This is a genomic window from Brachymonas moutaii (nom. illeg.), from assembly GCF_049977365.1.
Classification (GTDB): domain Bacteria; phylum Pseudomonadota; class Gammaproteobacteria; order Burkholderiales; family Burkholderiaceae_C; genus Brachymonas.
Window position 1 is genome coordinate 650,943 of the sequence record NZ_JBNGEN010000001.1, and the last position, 15,265, is coordinate 666,207.

Below are 15,265 nucleotides of genomic sequence, written 5' to 3' on the forward strand. Positions count from 1 at the left end.
TAGCAGCTGGTCCGTGTAGGGGAGTAGCCAAGTTGGTTAAGGCACCGGATTTTGATTCCGGCATGCGAGGGTTCGAATCCTTCCTCCCCTGCCATCCTGCCGTTTCGTCATTCATTCCTTTTCGCATTCCTGCTGTCACCCATCTCATTCTCAGATCGCGGTGATCTCATGCACAGCCGGGACTGTCATGCACAATTCTGATTCCGATTTTCTGGTCTTCACCGGCAACGCCAACCCCAGCCTTGCCGAAGAAATTGCCAAATCCCTGGGCTCTACTCTCGGCGACATTCAGGTAGGACGTTTCTCCGACGGCGAAGTGACCGTCGAAGTCAAGCAGAACGTCCGCGGCCGCGACGTCTATCTCGTCCAGCCCACCTGCGCGCCCACCAACGAAAACCTGATGGAGCTGCTCATCATGGTCGATGCACTCAAGCGTGCCTCGGCCGAGCGCATTCAGGCTGTCATCCCCTATTTCGGCTATGCCCGTCAGGATCGTCGTCCACGATCGACCCGCGTGCCGATCTCTGCCAAGGTGGTTGCCAACCTGCTGCAGACCGTAGGGGTGCATCGGGTGCTCACCATGGATCTGCATGCAGACCAGATCCAGGGCTTCTTCGACATCCCGGTGGACAACATCTATGCCTCGCCGGTCCTGCTCGGCGATCTGAAACAGAAGAACTACGACAACCTGATCGTGGTTTCGCCCGATGTGGGCGGCGTGGTGCGGGCGCGTGCCCTGGCCAAGCAGCTGGGATGCGACCTTGCCATCATCGACAAGCGTCGTCCCAAGGCCAATGTCAGCGAAGTCATGAACATCATCGGTGACATCGAAGGCCGCAATTGCATCGTCATGGACGACATGATCGACACCGCTGGCACCCTGGTCAAGGCAGCCGAAGTCCTCAAGGAACGCGGTGCCAACCACGTCTATGCGTACTGTACGCATCCGGTCTTCAGCGGTCCTGCCATCGAGCGCATCTCCAAGGGCGCTGCACTCGATGAAGTGGTTGTCACCAACACCATTCCGCTGTCGCCCATTGCACAGAGCTGCACCAAGATTCGTCAGCTTTCCGTGGCGCCCCTCATCGCGGAAGCCATTCACCGCATCGCCACCGGCGAATCGGTCATGAGCATGTTCCAGGAAGAGCTGCGCTCTTTCTGAACCATCGGCCCTGTCCTCTGACGGTGCAGGGCCTTCATAAAACCGGGTATGCGCTGGTCGCGGCCATACCCACTCTCGGAGAAAATCCATGAAAGTCGTCGCTTTTGAGCGCGCCAAGCAAGGTACGGGTGCGAGCCGCCGCCTGCGCAATGCTGGCAAAACCCCCGGTATCGTCTATGGTGGCGAAGCTGCCCCCCAGATGATCGAGCTGGATCACAATGCCCTGTGGCACGCTCTCAAGAAGGAAGCCTTCCACGCTTCCCTGCTGGAGCTTCAGGTCGGAGACCAGACCAGCCGCGTGCTGCTGCGCGATGTGCAGTATCACCCCTACAAGCAGCTCGTGCTGCATGTGGATTTCCAGCGCGTGTCCGCCACGCAGAAGCTGCACATCAAGGTGCCGCTGCACTTCACCGGTGTCGAGGAATCGCCCGCCATCAAGGAAGCACAGTGCCTGATCAACCACGTCACCACTGAGCTGGAAATCAGCTGCCTGCCCGCCGACCTGCCCGAGTTCATCGCCGTGGATCTGAGCAAGCTGGCCGTGGGTGAATCCATCCACCTCAGCTCCATCACCCTGCCGAACGGCGTGACCGCCGTCCTCCATGGCGATGAAGACCTGGTGCTCGTGACTGCCACCGCCCCCAAGGCCAACGCAGAAGACGAAGCAGAAGCAGCCGCTCCAGCCGCCGATGCAGCACCTGCTGCTCCTGCTGCCGAATAATCCCCGGCCGCTGCCAAGATGTGAGAGCCACCTCCGGGTGGCTCTTTTTCGTGGCCATGTATCTGCATGCCCTGCGGGCACACCGTGCTTTCGCAGACATTCCGCATTTTTCTGGATAGTCACATGATTCAGCTCATCGTAGGTCTCGGCAACCCAGGCCCCGAATATGAAGAAACCCGTCACAATGCCGGCTTCTGGTGGATTGACGAGGCGTGCGACGCCTGGAATATCCGCCTGCAACCCGAGAAGAGCTTCTTCGCGCATGTTGGACGTGGCACTGTGCAGGGGCACCAGATCTGGTTGATGAAGCCACAGACCTTCATGAACCGCTCAGGCCAAGCCGTGGGAGCACTGTGCCGTTTCTACAAGATTCCTGCTGACCACGTTCTGGTCGTGCATGACGAGCTGGACCTCTCGCCAGGACAGATCAAGCTCAAGCATGGCGGCGGACATGCCGGACACAATGGTCTTCGAGACATCCACGCACAGCTGGGTACGCCTGACTACTGGCGCCTGCGCATAGGCATTGGACACCCCGGCGTGAAGTCGGAAGTGGTGCACTGGGTACTCAGGAAACCTCCTCTCGATGACCGCATCGCGGTGGATCAGGCCATTTCGCATAGTTTCAAGGGCATTCCCGATCTGATTGCCGGCGAAAACGACAAGGCGACAAAGATCATCTACACCCGTGACTGAGTTCCGTCCTGAGCAGCTCCTGCAGGCATTTCCCCGAATTGCCTTGCGCTCAGCTCAGGGATGGGGAGAAACCTCTGCCTCGGCCTGCAGCCGCTGGTATTTCAGGAGCAGCTGTTCGTGGGTTTCCATGCGGGCAGGGTTCAGGGGAATGCAGGCAACAGGGCAGACCTGCACGCATTGGGGCTCATCGAAATGCCCCACGCATTCGGTACAGCGATCCGGATCTATCTCATAGATTTCTTCACCGAGATGAATTGCGGAATTCGGACACTCCGGCTCACAGACATCACAATTGATGCATTCATCCGTAATCATCAATGCCATCGACAGATCCATCCCCACGTGGTGTGCAAGGCGCATGCCAGGATCATGCTCCTGCCTATTCATGTGCACTGCAGTATTCAGAACAGGACTGAATTATCGCAAGCTCTGCAGTTGCTGTCATGGCTGCCCCTATTCGTTCAGGGCCCATTTCTGCGGATCATAGAGGGCTTGTGTCGCAAGTGTCTCCACATGGCGTGCATCAGCCCATTCTCCGGCGCACAATTTCCGGCCATCCCAGCCGACATGATTGATGCCCACATTGGGAATCAGCGATACACGGGGCCCTGACAGCGCAAGTCCCTGCAGTTCTCGCCATACGATGTCGACGACGCCCCCATGGACAATGAGCATGATGGCCGGCACCTGTACGGGAATGTCATTCCCCGATGACAAGGACTGGGGTCGCATCCCGGCATGCAAGCGGACAATGCGCATCAGCTCTTGCATGATCCGTCCATGGAATTGCCGTGTACTCTCCCCTCCGGGGGGCACATAGTCAGGATCGAATTTCCTCCACTGCCTGGCCTCTGCTGCATGCTGCTCGACTGCTTCTGCGAAAGTCAATCCCTCGAAGACTCCGAAGCATTGCTCCCGAAGCTCTGCACAAGGCTGCACACGCCACGAGCCATGTCCTTGTACAGCCAGTCTGGCTGTCTCCCTGGCACGCTGCAGGTCACTGCTGTAGACCGCTACCGTCCGCGCCCAGGCTCCCTGTGCATCCAACGCGCGCCCCAGCAGCCGTGCCTGCTCCTTGCCGTTCACATTGAGCGGCACGTCGGAATGCCCCTGAAATCGCAATGCGCGATTGGCATCCGTTTCTCCATGACGGATCAACAGAATTTCCAGCTGCAAGGAAGAATGGCAATCGGTGGTCATGGCACATTTGTCAGATTGTTAACACAGAAATCCTACATCATGAGGGCATCTCGCCTGTGAACCCGCTAGACTAGGGACCGATCCTTTCATGCAAGAACCAGGGGGCCATGGCGGCCTCCTTCTTCGCATGACTGCAACCCACTCCCCCTCGTTCCCTCTTCCGAGACCCTATGTCCGTTTCAGAATCCACCCTCAAGGAGTCGATGCCGGCCAGTGCCCTGCCGGGTATTGCCCGCGTCCTGATCCAGCGGGGCAGACTGGAGGAATCCACGGCAGAGGAACTGGCAGAGCGCGCACGACAGAACAAGACCCCCTTTCTGGCAGAGCTGATTGCCGCCAACCACATTTCGGCGGCAGATACGGCCTACATTCTGGCGCAGACCTTTGCGCTTCCCCTGCTCGACATTCGTTCCGTCGACAAATCCAAGCTGCGCATGGATCTGCTCGACAACAAGCTGTGTGCGGAATGCAAGATTCTGCCTCTTGCCAAGAGAAACGGCAGGATTCTGGTCGCCACACCCGATCCCACCGATCTGGTCACCATCAAGAAAACCAAGTTCGCCAGCGAATTCCCCGTGGACTGGATCGTGGTGGAATACCCCGCCCTCGTCGCCATGCTGACGGAGATGATGCAGTCGGTATCGGACAATCTCAATCAGCTGGTACAGGGCACCGACTTCAACTTCGATGACATCAGCGAAGAAGAAGCCGCCGATGGCAACAAGGACGAAATCAGTACGGTGGACGTCGATGACGCGCCGGTGGTCAAGTTCTTCCACAAGATGCTGCTCGATGCCGTGAACATGCGTGCATCCGACCTGCACTTTGAGCCCTACGAACACACCTACCGTGTGCGTTTCCGCATCGACGGGGAACTGCAGGAAGTGTCTTCTCCGCCGCCGGCGATCAAGGATCGACTGTCTTCCCGGATCAAGGTGATGGCCAAGCTCGACATCTCCGAGAAGCGCATTCCCCAGGACGGCCGGATGAAGATCCGCTTCGGCCCCCAGAAAGTGATCGATTTCCGGGTGAGCACCCTGCCCACCCTGTTCGGCGAAAAGGTAGTGATCCGTATTCTGGACCCCAACAGTGCCAAGATGGGCATTGATGCACTGGGATACGACGCCACCGAAAAGGGGCGTCTGCTGCATGCCATCAAGCGCCCCTACGGCATGATTCTGGTGACAGGCCCCACGGGTTCAGGCAAGACCGTGTCCCTCTATACCTGCCTCAACCTGCTCAATCAACCAGGTGTGAACATCGCTACGGCGGAAGACCCTTCCGAAATCAACATGCCGGGGGTCAATCAGGTCAACGTCAACGAAAAGGCTGGCCTGACTTTTTCAGTGGCCCTTAAATCCTTCCTGCGCCAGGATCCGGACATCATCATGGTGGGTGAAATCCGTGACCTCGAAACGGCCGACATTGCCATCAAGGCGGCTCAGACTGGCCACTTGGTTCTGTCCACCCTGCACACCAATGACGCCCCCACCACCCTGACCCGGCTGCGCAACATGGGTGTTGCGCCATTCAACATCGCCTCCAGTGTGATTCTGATCACCGCACAGCGTCTGGCACGGCGGCTGTGCATGAAGTGCAAGCAGCCGATCGAGCTTCCACGCAAGAACCTGCTGGAAGCTGGCTTCACCGAGGACCAGCTCGAAGGCGACTGGAAGCCCTATCAGGCGGTAGGCTGTGATGCCTGCAACAACGGCTACAAGGGACGGGTAGGCATCTATCAGGTGATGCCGATCAGCGAAGAGATCGAGAAAATCATCCTCGCGGACGGCAGTGCCCTCGAAATTGCCAAGCAAGCCGAAAAGGAAGGCGTGCGCTCCCTGCGACAATCAGCCCTGCAAAAAGTCATGCAGGGCATCACGTCGCTCGACGAGGTGATGGCCGTCACCAACGACTGATTTTCATTTCCGATCCAGACATAAACAACACGACATTCAGGGAGCCCCATGGCAACAGCAGCACCCAAATCCGATGGTCGAGCATCACGCAGGGCAGGCAGCTCGGGTGCACGCCCCGGCAAGAAACCGGCAGAAGTAAAGACTTTCGTTTTCGACTGGGAAGGACTCGACCGCCAGGGCAAACCCGTACGCGGAGAAATGCGTGCCGCCAGCGAGGCAGTGGTGCGCAGTACCCTGCAACGTCAGGGCATGCGCATCCTGAAGATGAAAAAGCGCAAGGCGCGTTCCGGCAAGAAGATCAAGCCCAAGGACATTGCCCTGTTCACGCGGCAGCTGGCCACGATGATGAAGGCAGGCGTTCCCCTGCTGCAGTCCTTCGACATTGTGAGCCGGGGCAGCGAAAACCCCAACATGACCAAGCTGCTCAACGCCATCCGGGCAGATGTCGAAACCGGGACAGCGCTGAACCAGGCCTTCCGCAAATACCCGATGTATTTCGACGCGCTTTACTGCAACCTGGTCGAGGCTGGCGAACAGGCGGGTATTCTCGAAGGCCTGCTGGATCGTCTGGCCACCTACATGGAGAAGACGGAAGGGATCAAGTCCAAGATCAAATCCGCTCTCATGTATCCCATCGCGGTGCTGGTGGTGGCCTTCGTGGTGGTAACCATCATCATGATCTTCGTCATTCCGTCATTCAAGCAGGTCTTCACCTCTTTTGGCGCGGATCTCCCGGCACCGACACTCATGGTGATCTCCATGAGCGAGTTCTTCGTCAAGTTCTGGTGGCTGATCTTCGGCGTACTGGGCGGAGGAATCTATTTCTTCATGCAGGCATGGAGACGCAACGAGAAAATGCAGAAGTTCATGGACCGTCTGCTGCTGCGCATGCCCATCTTCGGGCCTCTGATCGAGAAATCCATCATTGCCCGCTGGACCCGCACCATGTCCACCATGTTTGCTGCAGGCGTTCCCCTGGTCGAGTCGCTCGATTCGGTGGCTGGCTCAGCCGGCAACAGCGTATTCGCCGATGCCACCAAGCGCATCCAGCAGGATGTGGCACAGGGCACCAGCCTGTCCTTTGCCATGACTTCGCAGAAGCTCTTTCCCGTGATGGTGTTGCAGATGACCACCATTGGCGAAGAGTCCGGCTCCATCGACCAGATGCTGGGCAAGGCTGCCGACTTCTACGAAGCCGAGGTCGATGACATGGTGGCCGGCATCTCCAGCCTCATGGAGCCCATCATCATTGTGGTGCTGGGAACCGTGATCGGCGGGATCGTCGTGGCCATGTATCTGCCGATCTTCAAGCTGGGACAGGTGGTGTGATGATGCCCGATGAATCCTGGCTTTATGGAAGCCTTGCCGCCCTCTTCGGACTGTTGATCGGCAGCTTCCTCAACGTGGTGATCTATCGCCTTCCCAAGATGATGGAAGCGGGATGGGCACAGGAGCATGCGGAATATGCAGCCCAGCAGGAGGGCCGTTCCCCTGAGGAGCTTTCTGCCCCCGAACGATTCAACCTCATGGTTCCAGCGTCCCGCTGCCAGAGCTGTGGGCACGTGATCCGCTGGTACGAGAACATCCCGGTGCTGAGCTGGATCGTCCTGCGCGGCAAATGCTCGTCCTGCCACGCGCTCATCAGCGTGCGCTATCCATTGGTCGAGATTGCCACAGCGGTATTGGCATGGCTGTGTTTCGCGCGCTATGGCCTTCAGATATCGACTCTGGTGTGGTTCGCTTTTGCGGCGGCCCTGCTGTGCCTGACCTTGATCGACTGGGACACCACCTATCTGCCAGACGACATCACCCTGCCTTTGCTGTGGGGAGGATTGCTCGCAAGTGCCATGGGCTGGACTGGCATCTCCCTGCAGGCTGCCGTATGGGGTGCAGCACTGGGCTATGTCTCCCTGTGGCTCGTGTATTGGGGCTTCAAGCTGGCCACAGGCAAGGAAGGCATGGGGTTCGGCGATTTCAAGCTCTTTGCGGCACTGGGGGCCTGGCTGGGCGCACAGGCCTTGATTCCCATCATTCTGCTGGCATCGGTCGTGGGGGCTGTCATAGGCATTGCGCTCAAGATCAACAGTCGGCTGCGGGAAGGAGGCTATGTGCCGTTCGGCCCCTTTCTCGCTCTCGGAGGCTATGCCGTGTGGCTGTGGGGAGCCCCACGCATCCTGCTGCTGATTGGACTCGCTCCCTGAGCAGCTGCTCGCTCATCCTTCACCTCCGGCAGCCATGTCCGACCCCCACCTCCACGCCGCCCCTATCCATGCCGCACCTCCTGTGTGGCATGTGGGCCTTACCGGAGGCATCGGCAGTGGCAAGAGCACGGTCGGCCAGCTCCTGAAGGAAGCAGGAGCGGTTGTGATCGATGCCGATGGGATCTCACGCGCAGCCACTGCTCCCGGTGGAAGTGCCATCCCAGCCATCCGCGCAGAATTCGGACCTTCATTTGTGACTCCCGAGCAGGCCTTGAACCGGGATGCCATGCGCGATCTGGTATTCCGAGAACCTCAGGCCCGCCTGCGTCTTGAAGCCATCATCCACCCCCTGGTGCAACAGGAAATGGGCAGACAGGCCCAGACGGCCATGCGCGGCGGCGCCCGTGTGGTCCTCTATGACATTCCCCTGCTTGCCGAGCATGGACACTGGCGCAGACGCTTCGACCATGTCGTGGTGGTTGACTGTGACGAACCCACCCAGATTGCGCGCGTCATGGCCCGTAATGGCCTTCCACGCGACACCGTCGAGGCGATCATCCGTCAGCAGGCCAGCAGAACACAACGACGACGTGTAGCCGACACCCTGGTGCGCAACGGGCAGGGCATCGGTCTCAGGGAACTCAAGGCACAAGCCCATCTCCTCGCACGCCATTTCGGACTGCATTCGGCCTTATCATGAGCGGCAAAGGAATCGCCGCGTGATTGTGTACGAATACCCCCTCCATGAGCGCATTCGCACTTACCTGCGATTGGAGCGTCTGTTCGATCGATTCAGGGAACTCTCTGAACGGGAATCGGCGCTCGACCATCACTTGGCATTGACCACCCTTTTCGAACTGCTCGACGTGGCGACACGGTCTGACCTGAAGTCCGATACGCTGCGTGACCTCGATCGTCAAAAGCAGCAGCTCAATGCCTACAGGGGCAACCCCGCAGTGGCGGAGAGCATGCTCGAACAGACCGTGCAGAGCGTCGAGAACTGCTATGCCGACCTGCAGCGTCTCAATGGCAAACTGGGACAGGCCCTGTCCGAAAACGATTGGCTCACCGCCATCCGGAGCCGTCTGAGCATACCGGGAGGTACCTGTGAATTCGATCTCCCCGACTATTTTGCCTGGCAGCATTTTCCTCCGCTGGAACGCCAGCAGAATCTGCAGGAATGGATTGCACAGCTTCTGCCGCTTGCCGAAAGCGTCAAGCTGCTGCTGTCGCTGATGCGCGGAACCGGCTACAGCCAGAGAGTCACTGCGATCAAGGGCATATTCCAGCAGAACCTGCCTCAAGGCAAACCCTTCCAGTTCCTGCGCGTGCGCCTGCACGCAGATGCGCACCTCTTTCCCGAAATCAGTGCCAACCGGCTGGTGCTTTCCGTGCGCATCATGGCGCACAATGGCACGGCTGAACCTCTGGCCAGTCCGGAGGATACCGATTTCCAGCTCACGTTGTGCGCGTGAGCAGTTTCTCGCCAGTCATAGCCGATCATGTCTTCGTCTGAATCTCCCTGTGCTGCAGCGCATGATGCACCCACAGGACGCACCGTCACCTGCCCACAGTGCGGAGGCCCCAGCCTCTATGCGCCCTCCAATCCCTATCGTCCCTTCTGCAGCAAGCGCTGCAAGCAGATCGACCTGGGCGCCTGGGCCAATGAGGATTACCGTGTCCACCCCACGTCGTCGGAAGCCACGGACGATCCCGGAATGGCACCCTGATGTGCCTTTTGCGCCGATTCTCCTGTCTGACTGCCCCTGACCACCTCATCCGGCAGCTTTTTCTTTTCTGACGAGGCTCCTGTCGCCTCCTCTCCATCGTTGCCCATCATGTCCGATACTTCCTCCCCTTCTTCCGCCTCCATCTCGCCTTCTGCCTCCTCGCAAGGCCTTCCTGTCGTCATTGTGGGCGCAGGTCTGGGAGGCCTGGCCGTTGCCCTGCATCTGGCGCGCTCTGTTCCTGTCGTCATGCTGGCCAAACGCAAGGTCGAGGAAGCCGCCACCGCCTGGGCGCAAGGAGGTATCGTGGGCGTCGTCGGTCCTGATGACAGTGTGGAGAGTCACATCCATGACACCCAGGAAGCGGGTGCCGGGATCGTGGATGAGGATACCGCGCGCTTCATCGCCGAAAACAGCGCTGATGCACTCGCCTGGCTGGTCGAGCAGGGGGTGCCCTTCACACACGACGAGCAGGGGCCGCTGGGACTCCATCTCACCCGGGAAGGCGGCCATGCCGTTCGCCGCATTGCCCATGCAGCCGATGCCACGGGACGCGCCATCCACCAGGCCTTGCTGGCCAAGGTACGCCAGCACCCCAACATCACGCTCCACGAACGCTGGATGGCCATCGATCTCATCACCGACAAGCACCTCGGTGAAGCGGGCGCATCGCCGATCAAGAGCTGCCATGGTGTCTATGTTCTCGACATCGACGCAGGCAAGGTACTGACCATGCCCGCACGCGCAGTCGTGCTGGCGAGCGGCGGCGTGGGCAAGGTCTACCGCTACACCACCAATCCCGAAACATCGACCGGAGATGGCATCGCCATGGCCTGGCGGGCAGGCTGTCGCATCGGCAACATGGAGTTCATCCAGTTTCACCCCACCTGCCTGTACCACCCACAGGAACGCAGCTTCCTGATCACCGAGGCCCTGCGCGGCGAGGGGGGGCTGCTCAAGCTTCCCCTCAAGGATGCCGACGGCAACATCCATGCGCAACGATTCATGCCCGAGCATGATCCGCGCGCGGAACTGGCTCCTCGTGACATCGTGGCACGTGCCATCGATTTCGAACTGAAAAAGCATGGCCTTGACTATGTCTGGCTCGATGCCACGCACCTGGGAGCCGAGTTTCTCAAGGAACACTTCCCCACCATCTACCATCGCTGTCTGGAACTCGGCATCGACATCACCAAGGACCCGATCCCCGTCGTGCCGGCAGCCCACTACACCTGCGGCGGTGTGGTGACCGACCTGCAGGGGCACACGGACCTGCACCATCTCTACGCTGTCGGCGAAACCACCTACACAGGCCTGCATGGCGCCAATCGCCTGGCAAGCAACTCGCTTCTCGAATGCGTAGTGCTGGGCAAGAGCTGCGCCGAGGCCATCATGCAGATGCCTGCCTCCAGCCCCCTGCCCCTGCCCCAGTGGGATGAAAGCCAGGTCGAGGATGCCGATGAACAGGTTGTCATTGCCCACAACTGGGATGAGCTCCGCCTCATGATGTGGAACTACGTGGGCATTGTCCGCACCACACGTCGGCTCGAACGCGCACAGCATCGCATCAAGCTGCTCAAGGATGAGATTGACGACTACTACGCCAACTTCAAGGTCAGCCGAGACCTGCTGGAGCTGCGCAATCTGGTCGACTGTGCCGATCTCATCGTCAAGAGCGCACTGAACCGCCATGAAAGCCGAGGGCTGCACTACATCCGCGACTATCCGGAACTGCTGCCTGCCAGTTTCCCGACCATCCTCTTCAAGAATCTGCACCGCAAGAGCGCCAGAAAGAACAAAAAGGCCTGATGCTGAGCTCTTTGCCTGCATCAGGAGCCACCGCGGTGCACCTCACCGTTTGCATGCCGGATGCCGAACAGGAACCGCCACCTGCGCTCCTTTCTGCGCCATATTCCTTCACCGGTCCCACCTCAGCCCCCTCATGCTCAGCCAACAGGTCGTTTTCAGCTTTTTCGGGCTGTCAGTGCTGCTTGCGCTCGCTCCAGGTCCCGACAACCTCTTTGTACTGACACTGTCGGCACTGCGAGGACCCCGTGCCGGACTCTGGGTGGTACTGGGGCTGTGCTCTGGATTGGTCGTGCATACCGCAGCCGTGGCCCTGGGAGTTGCAGCTCTCTTTGCGGCATCTCCTCTGGCGTTCACGGCCCTCAAGTTCGTGGGTGCTGCCTACCTGCTCTACCTGGCCTGGGGCGCCTGGAATACCCCTGCACTTTCCGGAAATGGCACCGCTCTCGACAGCACACCAAGACTCACGCCCTTGCAGGCGTGGCGACGTGGATTGGTGATGAATCTCACCAATCCCAAGGTGGTACTGTTCTTTCTGGCTTTTCTGCCCCAGTTCTGCTCGCCAGCCCAAGGGCATCTGGCTCTGCAGACCCTGGCCCTCGGCGGACTGTTCATCGTGGCGGCTGGAATCACCTTCTCCTCTCTGGCCCTGCTTGCCGGCTCCTTGGGAAGGAAACTGCAGACATCCCCCCGCCTGCATTCTTGGCTCCAGCGTGGAGCCGGCGCCGTTCTGGCTGGACTGGCGCTCAAACTCGCGCTGACCACTCGCTGAAATCAACAGCGCCGCAACGCATCCATGCATCAATGTGGCAAGGCAAGAAATCCTGCCCCACGTTCTCGCATGACAGCCCTGTCTGCAGCCTACCGCCGCTGCAGACGTGTGGCCGTCGGAGCAAAGCCATGATTGAGTGGGCCATTGTCTGCTGACCCCGTCTGCACAAGAGCCCCGGCCTGCAGTGCGCGCCGGACATAGAGTCTGGCTTCGTGCAGGGCATCCCCCATCTCCAGCCCAAGCGCCAGATAGCCCGCAATGGCAGAAGACAGCGTACATCCCGTTCCATGGGTATTGGCGGTATCGATGCGGGGATCCGACATCTGGATGCAGCGGCCGCTTTCATCGCACCACACATCCACCACGTGATCGCCCTGCAGATGCCCCCCCTTGAGCAGCACGGCACGGGCTCCCATGGCTTGCAGCTCGCGGGCGGCCATACACATATCCTCCACCGACTGCAGAGAGCGCCCCACGAGCAATCCTGCTTCATCCAGATTGGGAGTGACCAGTGTGACCAGCGGAAAAAGCTCACGCACCATATACGAACGCGCCTCGGGCGCCATCAGCGCAGCGCCACTGCTGGCCACCATGACGGGATCGAGCACCACAGGCACGAGCCTGAACCGATGAAGCTCCTCCGCCACAATGCGCATGATGGCACGGTCATGCAGCATCCCGATCTTGACCGCATCCACCCCGATGTCCGTCACCACAGCTTCCACCTGCGCTCGAACCACCTCGGGAGAGATTCCTTCGATCGCCGTCACACCGCGGGTATTCTGAGCCGTCACCGCCGTGATCGCCGTCATGCCGAACACTCCCAGCGCAGAAAGTGTCTTGAGATCCGCCTGAATACCTGCCCCCCCTCCGCTGTCAGACCCCGCAATACTCAACACACGGACATAGCGAAAGGCACGTTCCGACACCTGCATAACCACCTCCCCTGACCTGATACAGCCGAAGCCATGCGCCACATTCCCGAAACTTTTGTGGGCACGGCACAAAACAAAAGCCCCCGGGCCGGAAGGACCTGGGGGCTTGAAATGGCTCCTCAACCTGGGCTCGAACCAGGGACCTACGGATTAACAGTCCGGCGCTCTACCAACTGAGCTATTGAGGAATAACATGTGCCTTGTCTTGGAGACAGGCTTGATTCTGCATCATGGCTTCATATGATCACGAAGCCAAGCAACCTTGGCTCCTCAACCTGGGCTCGAACCAGGGACCTACGGATTAACAGTCCGGCGCTCTACCAACTGAGCTATTGAGGAATCGAGCTAGAAATTATAGCGGCAATCTTGCCCTCTTATCAAGGCAAAGCCGTTTTTTTCACCTCGCCGCAGCTCCCATGCATTTTCTCTGTAGAGATGCAGGGAGCCGCCAAGGCAGCGCCCTCAGTCGTCTGCACGCGGTCCGGTCAGCATCGGTTCTTCGACCAGCTGGGGATTGTCGAGCATGCGATGCAGCTGATCGGCATCGAGCTGTTTTTCCCAGCGCGCCACCACGATGGTGGCGCAGGCATTGCCGACGAAATTGGTCAGTGCCCGGCATTCCGACATGAAGCGGTCGACCCCCAGAATGAGCACCATGCCGGCTACCGGCAGTTCCGGCACTACGGCAAGCGTGGCCGCCAGGGTGATGAAGCCAGCCCCGGTCACCCCTGCCGCCCCCTTGGAGCTGATCATCGCCACCACGAGGAGCAGGAGCTGATGTTCGAGCGTGAGATGGATATTGAGGGCCTGTGCGATGAACAGGGCCGCCAACGTCATGTAAATGTTCGTGCCATCCAGGTTGAAGGAATATCCGGTGGGCACGACCAGCCCGACCACGGGCTTGGAGCAGCCAGCCTTTTCCATCTTGTGCATGAGGTTCGGCAGCGCCGCTTCCGAGGAACTGGTTCCGAGCACGAGCAGCAGTTCATCCTTGATGTAGCGCACCAGCTTGAAGATCGAGAACCCGTTGTAGCGGCCCACCAGGCCAAGCACAATCACCACGAACAGAATGGACGTGAAATAGAAGGTCACGACCAGAAAGGCCAGGTTCTTGACCGAACCAATGCCATATTTGCCGATCGTGAAGGCCATGGCGCCAAAGGCCCCCACGGGAGCTGCCTTCATCAGAATGGCCACCAGCTTGAACACCGGAACCGACAGGTCATTGAAGAGGTGGTAGATCGGTTTGCCACGCTCTCCGACCAGTGCCAGCGAAATGCCGAACAGGATGGCAATGAACAGCACCTGCAGGATATCCCCTTCCACCAGCGGGCTGACCACGGTGTTGGGAATGATGTTCATCAGGAAGCCCACGATGCTGGACTGATGTGCCTTGGCCACGTAGGTGGCGACCTTGGATGCATCCAGTGTCTTGGGATCGATGTTGAGCCCCGCTCCCGGCTGCAGGGTATTGGCCACCACCAGACCGATGACCAGCGCCAGTGTGGAGAAGGTCAGGAAATAGATCATGGCCTTGCCAGCCACGCGCCCCACGGTGCGCATGTTGCTCATGCCGGAGATGCCGGTGACGACCGTCAGGAAGATGACGGGTGCAATGATCATCTTGACGAGCTTGATGAAGGCATCCCCGAACGGCTTCATGGCCTCGCCCGCCTGCGGGTAGAAATACCCCAGCGCAATACCGATCAGGATGGCGATGATCACCTGCACGTACAGGATCTTGTACCACTTCACCTTTCGGACGGCATGCGTCCTCTGCTCCAGTTCTTCTGCGGTCAACATGACTTTCTGTCCTTTTTCATGGAAGTTTCAATGCATGCAGTGCTGTGCCGACCTGCACCTCTTGTCTGTGCGACAGATGCGCGAGAGCCTGCTCACGATCCCCTGAACAGGCGTCGGAACGGAATGTGTTTCCACCCAGACAGCCTTTTTCTGGCATCGTCAACAGGCTCAGGAACGAGTCGTCGAGGTCCGATTGCTTCATCGTGCGGCACAGGCACGGTTGTCGGCGCCATTATGCACGTCGACAACAAGCTGTGACCGTTGTTGCAACGCAGTAAATGCACCGCTGAAACAAAAAATCCTGCCGAAGCAGGATCGGGAGCTTG

At 59.3% G+C, this 15,265-nt stretch carries 16 protein-coding genes and 3 tRNA genes; 12 read left to right on the plus strand and 7 right to left on the minus strand.

The features are described 5' to 3' along the window. Positions 1–17: 17 nt before the first annotated feature. From ACP2WS_RS02935 to pth, 4 genes are all read left to right on the plus strand, one after another. A tRNA-Gln gene (locus ACP2WS_RS02935) sits at positions 18–94 on the plus strand. A 93-nt stretch (positions 95–187) separates the two neighbouring features. Further along, positions 188–1,162, plus strand: a complete 975-nt coding sequence (locus ACP2WS_RS02940) for a ribose-phosphate pyrophosphokinase (RefSeq protein ID WP_374491304.1) — start codon at positions 188–190, stop codon at positions 1,160–1,162. 88 nt (positions 1,163–1,250) lie between these two features. Next, positions 1,251–1,883 carry a 50S ribosomal protein L25/general stress protein Ctc gene (locus ACP2WS_RS02945; protein WP_374491306.1) on the plus strand — a complete coding sequence of 211 codons (633 nt, stop codon included), beginning with the start codon at positions 1,251–1,253 and terminating at the stop codon, positions 1,881–1,883. A gap of 123 nt (positions 1,884–2,006) precedes the next feature. Beyond that, the gene (gene pth / locus ACP2WS_RS02950) at positions 2,007–2,579 is read left to right on the plus strand and encodes an aminoacyl-tRNA hydrolase (protein WP_426459428.1); all 573 of its coding nucleotides are present in this window, start codon (positions 2,007–2,009) and stop codon (positions 2,577–2,579) included. Positions 2,580–2,633: 54 nt separating this feature from the next. Here the strand turns inward: pth and ACP2WS_RS02955 are convergent, their stop codons facing one another. Next, a complete protein-coding gene (locus tag ACP2WS_RS02955; protein ID WP_374491655.1) occupies positions 2,634–2,903 on the minus strand; it encodes a YfhL family 4Fe-4S dicluster ferredoxin in 270 nt (89 codons plus the stop codon). A gap of 129 nt (positions 2,904–3,032) precedes the next feature. Then, positions 3,033–3,779, minus strand: a complete 747-nt coding sequence (locus ACP2WS_RS02960) for a histidine phosphatase family protein (protein ID WP_426459430.1) — start codon at positions 3,777–3,779, stop codon at positions 3,033–3,035. A 170-nt stretch (positions 3,780–3,949) separates the two neighbouring features. Between ACP2WS_RS02960 and pilB the strand changes: the two genes are divergently transcribed. From pilB to ACP2WS_RS03000, 8 genes are all read left to right on the plus strand, one after another. Next, entirely contained in the window at positions 3,950–5,695 is a 1,746-nt protein-coding gene (gene pilB, locus ACP2WS_RS02965) for a type IV-A pilus assembly ATPase PilB (RefSeq protein ID WP_374491312.1), read from the plus strand. Between the two features lie 48 nt (positions 5,696–5,743). Beyond that, positions 5,744–7,024, plus strand: coding sequence for a type II secretion system F family protein (locus ACP2WS_RS02970; RefSeq protein WP_374491314.1), 1,281 nt, complete (start codon positions 5,744–5,746; stop codon positions 7,022–7,024). 2 nt (positions 7,025–7,026) lie between these two features. Next, entirely contained in the window at positions 7,027–7,896 is an 870-nt protein-coding gene (locus tag ACP2WS_RS02975) for a prepilin peptidase (protein WP_426459432.1), read from the plus strand. A 34-nt stretch (positions 7,897–7,930) separates the two neighbouring features. Then, positions 7,931–8,596: a dephospho-CoA kinase gene (gene coaE, locus ACP2WS_RS02980; protein ID WP_426459433.1), complete on the plus strand. Its 666-nt coding sequence runs from the start codon at positions 7,931–7,933 to the stop codon at positions 8,594–8,596. A gap of 19 nt (positions 8,597–8,615) precedes the next feature. Further along, the gene (gene zapD, locus ACP2WS_RS02985) at positions 8,616–9,371 is read left to right on the plus strand and encodes a cell division protein ZapD (protein ID WP_374491320.1); all 756 of its coding nucleotides are present in this window, start codon (positions 8,616–8,618) and stop codon (positions 9,369–9,371) included. A gap of 27 nt (positions 9,372–9,398) precedes the next feature. Next, positions 9,399–9,626, plus strand: a complete 228-nt coding sequence (locus tag ACP2WS_RS02990) for a DNA gyrase inhibitor YacG (protein ID WP_374491322.1) — start codon at positions 9,399–9,401, stop codon at positions 9,624–9,626. A 108-nt stretch (positions 9,627–9,734) separates the two neighbouring features. Continuing rightward, the gene (gene nadB / locus ACP2WS_RS02995; protein ID WP_426459435.1) at positions 9,735–11,432 is read left to right on the plus strand and encodes an L-aspartate oxidase; all 1,698 of its coding nucleotides are present in this window, start codon (positions 9,735–9,737) and stop codon (positions 11,430–11,432) included. 133 nt (positions 11,433–11,565) lie between these two features. Beyond that, entirely contained in the window at positions 11,566–12,201 is a 636-nt protein-coding gene (locus ACP2WS_RS03000) for a LysE family translocator (protein ID WP_426459437.1), read from the plus strand. Positions 12,202–12,290: 89 nt separating this feature from the next. On the opposite strand, the gene thiD is transcribed toward ACP2WS_RS03000, so the two are convergent. The 5 genes from thiD to ACP2WS_RS03025 form a co-directional block, all read right to left on the minus strand. Further along, on the minus strand, positions 12,291–13,136 hold the full coding sequence (gene thiD / locus ACP2WS_RS03005) for a bifunctional hydroxymethylpyrimidine kinase/phosphomethylpyrimidine kinase (RefSeq protein WP_426459439.1): 846 nt from the start codon (positions 13,134–13,136) through the stop codon (positions 12,291–12,293). A 112-nt stretch (positions 13,137–13,248) separates the two neighbouring features. Then, positions 13,249–13,324: transfer RNA gene (locus ACP2WS_RS03010), tRNA-Asn, on the minus strand. 75 nt (positions 13,325–13,399) lie between these two features. Next, a tRNA-Asn gene (locus ACP2WS_RS03015) sits at positions 13,400–13,475 on the minus strand. A 123-nt stretch (positions 13,476–13,598) separates the two neighbouring features. Continuing rightward, positions 13,599–14,939 carry a dicarboxylate/amino acid:cation symporter gene (locus ACP2WS_RS03020; protein ID WP_374491329.1) on the minus strand — a complete coding sequence of 447 codons (1,341 nt, stop codon included), beginning with the start codon at positions 14,937–14,939 and terminating at the stop codon, positions 13,599–13,601. 16 nt (positions 14,940–14,955) lie between these two features. Further along, a complete protein-coding gene (locus tag ACP2WS_RS03025; protein WP_374491332.1) occupies positions 14,956–15,141 on the minus strand; it encodes a hypothetical protein in 186 nt (61 codons plus the stop codon). Positions 15,142–15,265: the final 124 nt, after the last annotated feature.

What these genes read in the sequence shown, in the direction of transcription:
- ACP2WS_RS03025 (WP_374491332.1), bottom strand. Translation starts at nt 15,141, where the DNA reads ATGAAGCAATCGGACCTCGACGACTCGTTCCTGAGCCTGTTGACGATG.
- ACP2WS_RS02945 (WP_374491306.1), top strand. Translation starts at nt 1,251, where the DNA reads ATGAAAGTCGTCGCTTTTGAGCGCGCCAAGCAAGGTACGGGTGCGAGC.
- ACP2WS_RS02955 (WP_374491655.1), bottom strand. Translation starts at nt 2,903, where the DNA reads ATGGCATTGATGATTACGGATGAATGCATCAATTGTGATGTCTGTGAG.
- ACP2WS_RS02970 (WP_374491314.1), top strand. Translation starts at nt 5,744, where the DNA reads ATGGCAACAGCAGCACCCAAATCCGATGGTCGAGCATCACGCAGGGCA.
- ACP2WS_RS02990 (WP_374491322.1), top strand. Translation starts at nt 9,399, where the DNA reads ATGTCTTCGTCTGAATCTCCCTGTGCTGCAGCGCATGATGCACCCACA.
- ACP2WS_RS02960 (WP_426459430.1), bottom strand. Translation starts at nt 3,779, where the DNA reads ATGACCACCGATTGCCATTCTTCCTTGCAGCTGGAAATTCTGTTGATC.
- ACP2WS_RS02975 (WP_426459432.1), top strand. Translation starts at nt 7,027, where the DNA reads ATGCCCGATGAATCCTGGCTTTATGGAAGCCTTGCCGCCCTCTTCGGA.
- nadB (WP_426459435.1), top strand. Translation starts at nt 9,735, where the DNA reads ATGTCCGATACTTCCTCCCCTTCTTCCGCCTCCATCTCGCCTTCTGCC.
- ACP2WS_RS02940 (WP_374491304.1), top strand. Translation starts at nt 188, where the DNA reads ATGCACAATTCTGATTCCGATTTTCTGGTCTTCACCGGCAACGCCAAC.
- coaE (WP_426459433.1), top strand. Translation starts at nt 7,931, where the DNA reads ATGTCCGACCCCCACCTCCACGCCGCCCCTATCCATGCCGCACCTCCT.
- ACP2WS_RS03000 (WP_426459437.1), top strand. Translation starts at nt 11,566, where the DNA reads ATGCTCAGCCAACAGGTCGTTTTCAGCTTTTTCGGGCTGTCAGTGCTG.
- pilB (WP_374491312.1), top strand. Translation starts at nt 3,950, where the DNA reads ATGTCCGTTTCAGAATCCACCCTCAAGGAGTCGATGCCGGCCAGTGCC.
- pth (WP_426459428.1), top strand. Translation starts at nt 2,007, where the DNA reads ATGATTCAGCTCATCGTAGGTCTCGGCAACCCAGGCCCCGAATATGAA.
- thiD (WP_426459439.1), bottom strand. Translation starts at nt 13,136, where the DNA reads ATGCAGGTGTCGGAACGTGCCTTTCGCTATGTCCGTGTGTTGAGTATT.
- ACP2WS_RS03020 (WP_374491329.1), bottom strand. Translation starts at nt 14,939, where the DNA reads ATGTTGACCGCAGAAGAACTGGAGCAGAGGACGCATGCCGTCCGAAAG.